Below are 12,535 nucleotides of genomic sequence, written 5' to 3'. Positions count from 1 at the left end.
ACAATTGGGGTGCAGTTCAAGAGTGCTCTTTATTATTATTTTTTAGGCGTTAATCCTAATTTCTTTAAAATATCTGCCAGTGTACCACTTTTAGATTTTTCAACAGGTGTTTGTGATTTAGATGCATCCGGACCTTTTTTCAAAAAGTTCTTTTCAACGAAGCGAATATCTTTTTCGTCGACAATGCCATCTTTGTTAAGGTCACCGTCTGTTACAGATAGTCCTTTTTTACCGTAATTGCTAGCGATAATTTCAGCATCTTTTATATCAATTACTTTATCGCCATTTACATCACCTGCAAGGTTTTCATCAAGGCGTGCATAATAATATTGGCCAAGTAGCTTACCGTCTTTTTCAGTACTTAAACTCGTTGTTGGACAGCTTGAAATGAGTTACTAGCTGTTTCAGAATCACTGAAATAGGCGAATACACCGCCGAATGTAAGGAATAAGCCAAGTGAAGCTGTGACTGTGACAACTCCCATCCCAACCTTTTGTTTTAATGACATAAGAAAGCCCCCTAATTTAACTTTTATCAAACTTTCGCCTAGAGCATGGATAGAGTAAACATAGTGTTTCAGTATGAATTATATTTGCGAAGGTTCACTGTTCTTTATTGGGAACGAGTATATGCTTATGAATTTTCCATTTCAATAAATTTATGACAAAAATGTTGAGAAATATTTTTTATAACAGATTATTTTGTTACGATTTTAAGTGATACTTGACATGTAAAATAGGATAAAACAAATGAAATAAAGATTGAGAAATAAATGGTAGGGTGAAAGGCTAGTAAAAAATGAAGCGTTTTCAATGAATATTCGTCAAAATTCGATATTTTATATGGAAATGTGAAAAAAAACCAACATTTTTAAGAAAAAAACGTATATTTTTTATAAATTAACAAGGATATTTCAGTTTTTTGCAGAATTGGTAAAGTATAAAAAATTCTGTCATCTTAGTGAGGTGAGCATATTGAGTGTAGTAAATTGTGAAGAAGTGAAACGAGATGAGTTTCATACAGAAAAGTACTATGAAAGTTATAACATCTTTGGCGCACATGTTGTGACGGAAGATGAGATGCGAGGTGTACGTTTTACAGTATGGGCTCCTCATGCGAAAGCAATGAGTGTTGTGGGAGATTTTAATGAATGGGATTATGAGCAACATAAGATGCTGCAAGTGACAGAAGAGGGGATTTGGTCCCTATTTATACCGCATATTGAAGAAAGAGAAATATATAAATATGCGATTGAAACGATGGCTGGTGACGTCATCTTTAAGGCGGATCCGTATGCTGTATATGCAGAAGTAAGACCGAATACGGCATCTGTAGTTTTTGATATAAAGGGGTACGAATGGAATGATAAAAACTGGAGTCGTAAGAAAAAGAAAAAATTGATTTATAAAGAAGCGATGACAGTTTATGAATTACATTTCGGTTCTTGGAAAAAGAAAGAAGACGGAACACTGTATTCTTACAGGGAAATGGCAGAAGAACTCATTCCTTATGTGGTGGAACATCAATTTACACATATTGAAATTATGCCGCTTGTTGAGCATCCATATGATCGTTCTTGGGGATACCAAGGGACGGGATATTATGCAGCAACGAGTAGATTCGGCACGCCACATGATTTGATGTATTTTGTCGATGAATGTCATAAATATGGAATCGGTGTCATTTTAGATTGGGTGCCGGGGCATTTTTGTAAAGATGCTCACGGTTTATATTTGTTTGATGGGACACCGACTTATGAATATAAAGATAAAGATGTGCAAGAAAATGCAGTATGGGGAACTGTCAATTTTGATTTAGGAAAGAGAGAAGTACGTAATTTCTTAATTTCAAATGCGTTATTTTGGATGAGATATTTCCATATTGATGGTTTCAGGGTGGATGCAGTTGCAAACATGCTGTACTGGAATAAAGAAGGACAGGAGCAAAGTAATGAGCATGCTGTTTCATTTTTACGAGAGTTAAATGAAGCGGTGTTTGCAGAAGATGAAGATTTTCTTATGACAGCAGAAGATTCGACAGCTTGGCCACTTGTAACAGCCCCAACGTATGAAGGTGGGCTTGGGTTCAATTACAAATGGAATATGGGCTGGATGAATGATGTACTGAAGTATATGGAATGTGCACCTGAGTACAGGAAGTATATTCATGAAAAAATGACGTTTTCTTTAATATACGCTTACTCTGAAAATTTCATATTACCGCTTTCTCATGATGAAGTCGTTCATGGGAAAAAGTCGTTATTAAATAAAATGCCAGGAGAGTATTGGGATAAGTTTGCTCAACTTCGTTTATTATATGGATACTTCTTTACTCACCCAGGAAAGAAATTACTTTTCATGGGAGGAGAATTTGGGCAGTTTGATGAGTGGAAAGACCTTGAAGATTTAGATTGGAATTTACATGATTTTGAAATGCATCGTTATATGCATGATTACTTTAAAGAGCTCATAGCATTGTATAAGCGCTCTAAACCACTTTGGCAGCTTGATCATTCGCCTGAAGGATTTCAGTGGATAGATGCTAATAATCATGAGCAAAGTATTTTCTCATTTATTCGCCAAGGGGATAAACAAGAAGATGCGTTAGTTGTCCTATGTAATTTTACGAAAGCTACATATGAAAACTATAAAGTAGGTGTACCAGATTTTGAGTATTATAACGAGATTTTAAATAGTGATGCTGAGCAATATGGCGGGTCAGGGCAAGTAAATAAGAAACGTCTGAAGGCGATTCAAGAACCGTTTCATAATCAAGCAGCACATGTAGAAATTACAATTCCACCATTTGGCGTATCCATATTACGACCAGTGAAGACGAGAAAGGGGAGCAAAAAACAAGATGGCTCAAAAACAAAAGTGCGTAGCAATGTTACTAGCAGGGGGAAAAGGTAGTCGATTAAGTGCATTAACAAAAAATTTAGCCAAGCCAGCTGTTCCATTTGGTGGTAAATATCGCATTATCGATTTTACGCTAAGTAACTGTGCGAATTCTGGTATTGAAACGGTTGGGATTTTAACGCAATATCAACCACTTGAACTTCATAATTATATCGGAATTGGCAATGCGTGGGATTTAGACCGAGTAAGCGGTGGAGTCACAGTGTTACCTCCTTATGCGGAGTCTTCAGGTGTGAAGTGGTACACAGGTACGGCAAGTGCTATTTATCAAAACTTAAACTATTTAAGTCAGTACGAACCAGAGTACGTTCTTATTTTATCAGGCGACCATATTTATAAGATGGATTACAGTAAAATGCTAGATTACCATATTGAGAAGGAAGCGGATGTTTCCATTTCTGTTATTGAAGTACCTTGGGATGAGGCGAGTCGTTTCGGTATTATGAATACGAACGAAGAGATGGAGATTGTTGAATTTGAAGAGAAACCACAATTTCCAAGAAGTAATCTTGCATCAATGGGAATTTACATTTTTAACTGGGCAATTTTGAAAGAGTATTTAGAGATGGATGCAAGAAATCCTGAATCTAGTAATGATTTCGGAAAAGATGTACTTCCGCTTTTATTAGATGAAGGGAAGAAGTTGATGGCGTATCCGTTTGAAGGATATTGGAAAGATGTTGGAACGGTGAAGAGCTTATGGGAAGCGAATATGGATTTACTGCGTGATGAAACATCACTGAATTTAAACGATCGTAATTGGCGTATTTATTCTGTAAATCCAAATGAGCCACCTCAATATATTGCAGAGCAGGCAAAAGTAGAAGAATCACTTATTAACGAAGGATGCGTCATTGAAGGGGACGTGAAGCATTCTGTATTATTCCAAGGGGTGACGGTAGAAGAAGGTAGTATGGTTATTGATTCTGTCGTTATGCCAGGAGCAAAGATTGGAAAAAATGTTGTGATTGAAAGAGCAATTGTTGGATCGGAAATGGTTATTGAAGATGGAACAATTATTCGTCCGGAAAAAAATGTTGACGATGTAGTACTCATTGCTGAAGGGAAATAGAAAAGGGGGATGAAATGAATGGGAGAAAAAATGTTAGGAATTATTAATGCAACGGGAAGTTTTCCTTCCTTAAAGAAAGTAACAGGGCATCGTTCACTAGCGGCGTTACCGTTTGGGGGCCGTTATCGACTCATTGATTTCATGCTTTCAAATATGGTGAATTCTAACATTCATAGTGTAGCGGTTTTTACAAGTCATAAAAACCGCTCGTTAATGGACCATGTTGGTTCAGGAAAACAGTGGGATTTAGATAGAAAAAGAGACGGACTGTTTTTATTCCCGCCAAATTGCCAATGTGATCAAGATGAATTTGGATCTTTTGCGCATTTTAGAAGACATATTGATTATTTTCTAAGAGCTAGAGAAGAATACGTCGTTATTACGAATAGCCATCTCGTAACAGCATTAAATTTCCAGGTGGTGTTAGAGCGACATATACATACGGCAGCTGATATTACGGAAGTTTGCCATGAAGGGGTTTCGCTTCAAACATACGTGTTAAAGAAAAAATTATTGTTAGATTTATTTGAGTCATATAAAGATTTGGAGCAATATAGCTTATTCGATGTGGTGAGAGAAAAGCGCGGAAAATCACTGCATATTGTTACGTATGAGCATACAGGATATGTAGCTATTATTGATTCGATTGAAAGTTACTATAAACATAGCTTAGAAATTTTGCAGCCTGCTATTTGGAAGCAAGTATTTAAGAAAGAAGCACCGATCTTTACGAAAGTAAAAGATGAACCACCAACTCGTTACTTAAAGGGTGCAGCCGTGAAAAATACAATGATTGCAAACGGCAGTATTATTGAAGGTGAAGTAGAAAATAGTGTTATCTCCCGTTCTGTTAAAATCGGAAAAGGTTCAATTGTTCGTAATAGCATTATTATGCAAAAGAGCCAAATTGGAGATAACTGTATAATAGACGGTGTTATTATTGATAAAGACGTGAAAATTGGTGACGGTGTTGTACTAAAAGGAAACGCTGATGAGCCATACGTTGTAGAAAAAGGAAGCGTTCAAAACAGTACGATTAATAGTTATTCTTAAAAGAATCAGTGGGGGGCTTCCTCCACTGATTAAAGTTTTAATTCAAATGAAAACTCGAAGGGAGGAAGCTGCAAGGGAAGTAGTATAAGCTTTTCGTGCAGTGGGACAACAAGTGAATATTTTATTTGCAGTATCAGAATGTGTACCATTTGCTAAATCGGGGGGGTTAGCTGATGTAGCAGGTGCGCTCCCAAAAGAGCTAAAAAAATTAGGTGTGGACGTTCGCATTATACTCCCGAATTATAGCCTTATTCCGCAAAAATTAAGGGATGGATGTACGCTACATAAAGTGATTAACGTCCCACTTGGGTGGAGAAATCAATATTGCGGAATTTTAAAAGGTGAGCAAGACGGGATTACGTATTACTTAATAGATAATGAGTATTATTTTAAGAGGGATTCTCTGTATGGTCATTATGATGATGGAGAGCGTTTTTCTTATTTTTCGAAAGCAGTTTTAGAGTGTATTCCTCATCTTGATTTCGAAGTGGATGTTCTTCATAGTCACGATTGGCATACAGCTATGGTTAATTTCTTACTACGTGAAAAGTATCAAGATAACCCATTATATGAGCATATTAAAACGGTATATACAATTCATAACTTACAGTTCCAAGGTGTATTTCCTCCTGAAGTGATGTACGACTTGTTAGAACTTGGTGATGAATATTTCCACAGTGAGCAGTTAGAGTTTTATGGGAATGTGAATTTTATGAAGGGCGGTATTATCGCTTCTGATCAAATTACAGCAGTTAGCCCGACATATAAAGAAGAAATTCAATATGAGTTTTTCGGTGAGAAGTTAGATGGGTTGTTACGCAAATATAATGATAAGCTTAGCGGCATTGTAAATGGAATTGATACGAGCGTATATAATCCAGAAACGGATTCGTATATTACTGCTCAGTATGATGCAGATTCATTATATGAAAAGAGTGAAAATAAACGCGCCTTGCAGCGTTATTTTGGTTTGCCAGAAAAAGAAGATACGCCGATTATTTCAATGGTAACGAGATTAACGAAGCAAAAGGGTCTTGATTTAGTACGTACTGTATTCCGTGAAATAATGGAGGAAGATGTACAATGTATTATTTTAGGATCAGGTGATTCGGAATATGAGCAATTCTTTGAGTGGATGGCATACGAGTATCCTGAGAAGGTAAAAGTGTACATCGGATTTAATGAAGAATTAGCTCACCAAGTATATGCGGGAAGTGATTTATTCTTAATGCCATCACTGTTTGAACCGTGTGGACTTGGACAACTTATCGCATTAGCGTATGGTACGATTCCAATTGTAAGGGAAACAGGCGGATTAAATGATACGGTACAATCTTATGATGAAAAAACTGGAGAAGGAAATGGTTTCAGTTTCACGAACTTTAATGCACATGACATGTTGCACACAGTTCTTCGTGCAATTGAATTTTATCATGATAAACCGATATGGGAGCAGCTTGTAAAGCAAGCGATGACGGAAGATTATAGCTGGGAGAAGTCAGCTCTTGCTTATAAGAAATTGTATAAAAGTCTCATGGAATAACATGTAGGTGGTGAAGAAATGTTTACTCATGTTGAAGGTTTCAAATCAGCTTTTCTAGAAAAGTTAGAGACGATGTATGGTAAAAGTTTCAAAGAATCTACAACACGTGATCAATACAATACGCTTGGGTACATGGTGCGTGAGTATATGAATAGTCAATGGATTGCAACGAATGAAAGCTATCGGTCTGGAGAGCGAAAGCAAATGTATTACCTATCCATTGAGTTTTTACTTGGGCGTTTGCTTGGAAGTAACATATTAAATTTAGGCATCAGGGATGTATGTGAGCAAGGACTTTCTGAACTTGGGATTTCGTTGCAAGAATTAGAAGAGGTGGAAGCAGATGCAGGTCTTGGAAATGGTGGACTTGGGCGATTAGCAGCCTGTTTCCTTGATTCACTTGCATCGTTAAACTTACCAGGTCATGGGTGTGGCATTCGTTACAAACACGGCTTATTTGATCAAAAGATTGTTGATGGTTACCAAGTTGAATTTCCAGAACAGTGGCTTCTTCATGAAAACGTATGGGAAGTAAGAAGGCATGATCAAGCTGTAGAAGTAAGTTATTTCGGCAATGTGGAACCGCTATACATTGATGGACGTTTAGAGTTTAGGCATACGAATGCAGAAGTGATTATGGCAGTACCATATGACGTTCCAGTAGTAGGTTATGAGACGAGCACTGTAAATACACTGAGACTTTGGAATGCTGAACCAGTTCCTTTCCCACAAAATTGCAAAGATATTTTGAAATATAAGCGTGAAACAGAGGCGGTATCGGAGTTTTTATATCCAGATGATACGCATGATGAGGGGAAAATACTTCGTTTGAAACAACAGTATTTCCTCGTATCAGCAAGTTTGCAAAATATCGTTCGTATGCATAGAGAAAGATATGGTGATCTTCGTCAATTACATGAGAAAATTGCGATTCATATTAATGATACACATCCAGTTTTGGCGATTCCAGAACTGATGCGTATTTTATTAGATGAAGAAAAACTAGCATGGGAAGAAGCTTGGCACATAACGACGCAAACGATTTCTTATACGAATCATACGACGTTATCAGAAGCGCTTGAGAAGTGGCCAATTCATATTTTTAAACCGTTATTACCGAGAATTTATATGATTATTGAAGAGATTAATGAACGTTTCTGTCATGAACTTTGGGAACGTTATCCGTATGAATGGCATCGTATTGAAGAGATGGCGATTATTGCGCATAATCTTGTGAAAATGGCTCATTTAGCAATTGTCGGTAGCCATAGCGTAAACGGTGTAGCAAAAATTCATACAGAAATTTTAAAGCAACGTGAAATGCGATTGTTTTATGAGTTTTATCCAGATAAGTTTAATAATAAAACGAACGGAATCGCTCATAGACGCTGGTTAATGAAGGCGAATCCGCAGCTGACAAACCTTATTTCAGAGGCGATTGGAACAGAGTGGAAGAAAGAACCGATTAAGCTTCAAGAGCTACAATTAGTTCAATACGATGCGAGTTTCCAAGAGAAATTTGCAGAGGTAAAACAAGAGCGTAAAGAAATTTTAGCGGCGCGCATTCATAATAAAATGGGGATTACAATCGATCCTAATTCTATTTTTGATGTGCAAGTAAAAAGGCTGCATGCTTACAAAAGACAATTGTTAAACGTTCTTCATATTTTATATTTGTATAACCGTTTGAAAGAGGATGCTAGTTTTACATTTTATCCGCGTACTTTTATCTTTGGCGCAAAAGCATCACCTGGCTATTACTATGCGAAAAAAATTATTAAATTAATTAATGAACTCGCAAGAAAAGTGAATAATGATCCGTACGTCAGTCAATATATGAAAGTTATCTTTCTAGAAAACTATCGAGTGTCTGTAGCGGAGGATATATTCCCAGCGGCCGATGTAAGTGAACAAATTTCAACTGCGAGTAAAGAAGCATCGGGAACAGGGAATATGAAATTTATGATGAATGGTGCGATTACACTCGGCACGTTAGACGGAGCGAATATTGAAATAAAAGACAGGGTCGGTGATGATAACTGTTTCATTTTCGGTTTAACGGCCGAAGAGGTTCTTCATTACTATCAAAATGGTGGATATCGTGCAAGTGATTATTATCATCACAATGGGCACATTAAAAAGGTAGTAGATCAGTTAACGAATGGTTTCTTTGCACAGTCGGGAGCTGAATTTGAAGCGATTTACGATTCTCTCGTTATTCAAAATGATGAATATTTCGTTCTGCGAGATTTCGGTCCATATGCGGAAAGACAGGAAGCTGTTGGTAGAGCTTATGAAAATCGAACGAAGTGGCTAGAAATGTCGATTTTAAATATTGCACAATCTGGTCATTTTGCGAGCGATCGAACGATTTTACAGTATAGTAATGAGATTTGGGGTATTGGTAATGCGGTTACGCAGTATTAAAGAGGTCGCTACGTTGGAAAAGACAATATGAAAATATATCAGCGATTTTTAAGAGATATCGATTTACCGAAAAAAATTGACACTAATAAATAAACCGAGCTTAATCTCATTAAGCTCGGTTTTCCTTTTTTGCTTAAGAAAGAAATGGGATAGCGGTATAGATTATACCTGTTCCACCATATTCTCCTGTCGCAAAGTATGAAAATGTAAAGAAACCTGTAAACGTAAAAATTACAATGAGAAAAAGTGCAAAGATAAATTTTAGCATGTAAGGTCCCCTCATCCAAAAATAACTTCATATATTATTATAGTATAAGGATATTTTATTTCCAATTGTTTACTGGTTAAAAATGAGAAGTCAGACATGTTTTGTATGTTGTCATGGCATGGTTATTTGTAATAGATTTTGTATTTTTTGTAAATGTCATGTTGTGATGAACGTGTGCATATTCCCAGTCTTGTTCATTAAAATGGACATTACGAGGAGGGAGAAGAGGGACGACATCAAATAGATTAACGAAGCGAAAGCTACTAGCTACTTGTAGTTTATAATAATTCCGAAAGGCGATATCTCCTACTTTTGGAGAAGCAAATGTGTAAAGACCGTACTGCGCAAATGCGGTGTTTATACGCGCATCGAGTATATGTAGTGTAGCGAGTGCACCGCCTAAGCTATGACCGGTTGCAAGAAGTTTTTTATGGGCTGGCAATGATACGAGCATATCCATAATAGAATCTCGGCAAGATTCATAAATGGAAAGAAAGCCGTTATGGACATTTCCGCTGTTCAAAGCATATGGATATGGTTTTTGATTAACGAGTGAATCGATAATCCAGTCTGTATCTGTTTGTGTCCCGCGAAAAGCTACAATAATCGTATCCTCAGATTCTAGTATGAATCCGAACCATTCTGTCGTTTGAATGGTTTTTCCTTGAAAGCCTTGTACATATTGAAAACCATCTGGTATTTCAAAAATCCCATTTTGTTTATATTGTTCATACGTTAACTCACAACAAGTAGCTAACAGTATGGCAGTATCTTTATCAAAGGATAAAGGAGTACGCATTAAGGGAGCCTCCTTAAGAAAAAGTATAATTTAATATATGCAGTGAGGAACTTGATTCATTCTTTTGAAAAAAGGCTTGAACCTACAGTTACGTGAGGGAGTATGATTTTTGTAAACATATTGCTAGGAGGAGTGTAAGATGAGCAAAAGGGAAGGTTATTCAATTGGTGAGTTTTCAAAGAGAACAGGCACATCAATACGGACGCTACAATATTACGATGAAATTGGACTACTTAAACCTGAAAAGAATGTTTGCTCTGGTCATCGTGTGTACAAAGGAAAAGATATATTAGAGCTACAGAAAATAGTGAGTCTTAAAGTATTAGGATATAGTTTAGAAGAAATACGCGTCATGCTGAAAATGCCAAGTTTGAATGTAAGTTTAAAAGAAACATTGGAACAACAAAGAAAAGCCTTTGAAGAAAAAAGAAAACAAATTGAAGTTTCGATAAAGGCGCTTGAACGAACAATGGTATGTCTTGAGGAAGATGAAGAGTTGGATAGTGACATATTAATGAGTTTAATTAACAGCATTCAAAAAGAAACTGAACAACGTTTATGGCTTGAAGAATATGTATCAAAAGAAACAGTTGATGGATTATATAATAAGCCAGAAGAAGAGAGCCTGACACTTGATAAAGAGTTTGTTCGTTTAGCGAAAGAAGTGAAAAGGTTATTTGGAAGAAAAACTGATGATGTAGAAGTGCAAAAACTAGTTGACCAACATATGAAAGCGACTCTTAAGTATGTGGGCGAAGAGACAGTGTATGCTTTAGGGAAATTAGAGAATGCAGAAGAACAATATAATAATATGATGCCTTCTCCTTATACGGAAGAAGAAGAGGCGTGGCTTAACGAAGCGATGGAGTATTATATGATTCGAAATGGTTTATATAGTCCACCTAAATAAAAAGAGCCCTATAAGGGCCCTTTTTACTCTTTCCCATCTAATAAACGACCAAGTCCACCTAATACACTACCTTCACCGCTGCTTTGCGCTGCTGGGCTTGTCAGGCGTGCTGCTAAGCGGCTCAGTGTTAAGGACTGGATCCAAACTGTTCCAGGTCCTTCTAACGTTGCAAAGAATAAACCTTCGCCGCCAAATAGAGCTGTTTTTACCTTTCCAACGAACTCGACATCGTAGTTAACGTCTTTTGTCATGGCAACGAGACAACCTGTATCAATGCGAAGCTTTTCGCCAGGTTTTAATTCACGCTTATATACAGTTCCGCCTGCGTGCATGAAAGCAAGTCCATCACCTTCGAGTTTCTGCATGATGAAACCTTCACCGCCGAAGAAACCAGTTCCGATTTTTTTCGTAAACTCGATTCCGATAGAAACACCTTTTGCTGCACAAAGAAACGCGTCTTTTTGACAAACTACTTTTCCTTGATATTCTGTTAAATCTACAGGAATAATTTTACCTGGATAAGGGGCAGCAAATGATACGTGGCGCTTGCCGTGACCTGTATTTGTAAATACAGTCATAAACATGCTTTCACCTGTAACGAGACGCTTGCCAGCGCCCATTAGTTTTCCGAATAAACCTCCAGATGGACCAGAACCATCACCGAAGATTGTTTCCATTTCTATGTAATCTTCCATCATCATCATTGCGCCAGCTTCTGCGATTACGCTTTCTTCTGGATCTAACTCAATTTCAACAAACTGCATATCATCTCCGTATAACTTATACTCGATTTCGTGTGCTCTCATTTTTTTCACCTCGTATGTAATAGATACTTATATTGTACAGAATTTAATAGGATTAGAATACTTTAGTTTTGTTAATTTTCAAATAAAGTAGGGCAACCCAAAATGAATTAGCAGTTCCCGCCAATCAAGCTGCCCGTAAATGGTGGGATAAAATATGAATATGGAAATTCAACACTATATTAAAATTATAAAAAAATGGTGGAATGAAAGTGTTCTCATTTGACGTTTTGGATATAGCGTGATATAGTGAAATCACTATTGAGCTACATAATGTGGTACGGAAATAAAGCACGTTGAATTAAAGGCTGTAAGCTTGTTATACATTCATGTCCTTTATATCCACCTTTTCATGTGGATTCATAGTTTCATTTTTATTTAGGAGGTACATGACATGCAAACAGGTAAAGTTAAATGGTTCAACAGCGAAAAAGGTTTCGGTTTCATCGAAGTTGAAGGTGGAGACGATGTATTCGTTCACTTCTCAGCTATCCAAGGTGACGGATTCAAAACTTTAGAAGAAGGTCAAGAAGTTTCTTTCGAAATCGTTGAAGGTAACCGTGGACCACAAGCTGCTAACGTTACAAAAAACTAATTAGCTAGCGATAAAAAGCATTCCGATTTTCGGAATGCTTTTTTTTATCCCGCTTTAATGGGCAGTAAGACCCCACCTCAAAATGCAGCGACAGCAAAGAACTTAGGCGGGGGCCGGGCTGCCCATAAAAGACCGATTGGCGAGGGC

Annotated in this window: 10 protein-coding genes and 2 pseudogenes; 7 read left to right on the top strand and 5 right to left on the bottom strand. The window is 37.1% G+C overall.

What is annotated here, in order from left to right; genetic code table 11:
• Positions 1 to 35 precede the first annotated feature (35 nt).
• Positions 36 to 389 (bottom strand): annotated as a pseudogene (locus COL05_RS03945) (dockerin type I domain-containing protein); the annotation flags it as partial.
• Positions 380 to 508, bottom strand: a pseudogene (locus tag COL05_RS03940) (TasA family protein); the annotation flags it as partial. The pseudogenes COL05_RS03945 and COL05_RS03940, both read right to left, overlap by 10 nt.
• Before the next feature lie 466 nt (positions 509 to 974).
• Here COL05_RS03940 and glgB point away from each other — a divergent pair.
• From glgB to glgP, 5 genes are all read left to right on the top strand, one after another.
• Positions 975 to 2,912, top strand: coding sequence for a 1,4-alpha-glucan branching protein GlgB (gene glgB / locus COL05_RS03935; RefSeq protein WP_098667671.1), 1,938 nt, complete (start codon positions 975 to 977; stop codon positions 2,910 to 2,912).
• Positions 2,860 to 3,990 carry a glucose-1-phosphate adenylyltransferase gene (gene glgC / locus COL05_RS03930; RefSeq protein WP_000057614.1) on the top strand — a complete coding sequence of 377 codons (1,131 nt, stop codon included), beginning with the start codon at positions 2,860 to 2,862 and terminating at the stop codon, positions 3,988 to 3,990. Before glgB ends, glgC begins: the two co-directional genes overlap by 53 nt.
• A gap of 18 nt (positions 3,991 to 4,008) precedes the next feature.
• Positions 4,009 to 5,043, top strand: coding sequence for a glucose-1-phosphate adenylyltransferase subunit GlgD (gene glgD, locus COL05_RS03925; protein WP_098667670.1), 1,035 nt, complete (start codon positions 4,009 to 4,011; stop codon positions 5,041 to 5,043).
• A gap of 112 nt (positions 5,044 to 5,155) precedes the next feature.
• Positions 5,156 to 6,586, top strand: coding sequence for a glycogen synthase GlgA (gene glgA / locus COL05_RS03920; protein WP_098667672.1), 1,431 nt, complete (start codon positions 5,156 to 5,158; stop codon positions 6,584 to 6,586).
• An 18-nt stretch (positions 6,587 to 6,604) separates the two neighbouring features.
• On the top strand, positions 6,605 to 9,013 hold the full coding sequence (glgP, locus tag COL05_RS03915; RefSeq protein ID WP_098667669.1) for a glycogen phosphorylase: 2,409 nt from the start codon (positions 6,605 to 6,607) through the stop codon (positions 9,011 to 9,013).
• A 133-nt stretch (positions 9,014 to 9,146) separates the two neighbouring features.
• On the opposite strand, the gene COL05_RS31695 is transcribed toward glgP, so the two are convergent.
• Together COL05_RS31695 and COL05_RS03905 are read right to left on the bottom strand one after the other, a co-directional pair.
• Positions 9,147 to 9,281, bottom strand: a complete 135-nt coding sequence (locus COL05_RS31695) for a hypothetical protein (RefSeq protein WP_000911073.1) — start codon at positions 9,279 to 9,281, stop codon at positions 9,147 to 9,149.
• Between the two features lie 76 nt (positions 9,282 to 9,357).
• Positions 9,358 to 10,080: a lipase family protein gene (locus COL05_RS03905; RefSeq protein ID WP_098667668.1), complete on the bottom strand. Its 723-nt coding sequence runs from the start codon at positions 10,078 to 10,080 to the stop codon at positions 9,358 to 9,360.
• Positions 10,081 to 10,219: 139 nt separating this feature from the next.
• On the opposite strand from COL05_RS03905, the gene COL05_RS03900 reads away from it, so the two are divergent.
• Positions 10,220 to 10,990: a MerR family transcriptional regulator gene (locus COL05_RS03900; protein WP_098667667.1), complete on the top strand. Its 771-nt coding sequence runs from the start codon at positions 10,220 to 10,222 to the stop codon at positions 10,988 to 10,990.
• 23 nt (positions 10,991 to 11,013) lie between these two features.
• On the opposite strand, the gene COL05_RS03895 is transcribed toward COL05_RS03900, so the two are convergent.
• Positions 11,014 to 11,796: a TIGR00266 family protein gene (locus tag COL05_RS03895; protein ID WP_048529674.1), complete on the bottom strand. Its 783-nt coding sequence runs from the start codon at positions 11,794 to 11,796 to the stop codon at positions 11,014 to 11,016.
• Between the two features lie 391 nt (positions 11,797 to 12,187).
• Here COL05_RS03895 and cspD point away from each other — a divergent pair, with 391 nt between their 5' ends.
• Entirely contained in the window at positions 12,188 to 12,388 is a 201-nt protein-coding gene (cspD, locus tag COL05_RS03890) for a cold-shock protein CspD (protein WP_001193054.1), read from the top strand.
• The last annotated feature ends 147 nt before the right edge of the window (positions 12,389 to 12,535 follow it).

Origin of the sequence: Bacillus sp. AFS059628 (genome assembly GCF_002571225.1) — a bacterium.
GTDB lineage: Bacteria > Bacillota > Bacilli > Bacillales > Bacillaceae_G > Bacillus_A.
Note: the sequence above shows the minus strand (reverse complement) of the source record. Positions and strands in the feature narration are given on the sequence as shown.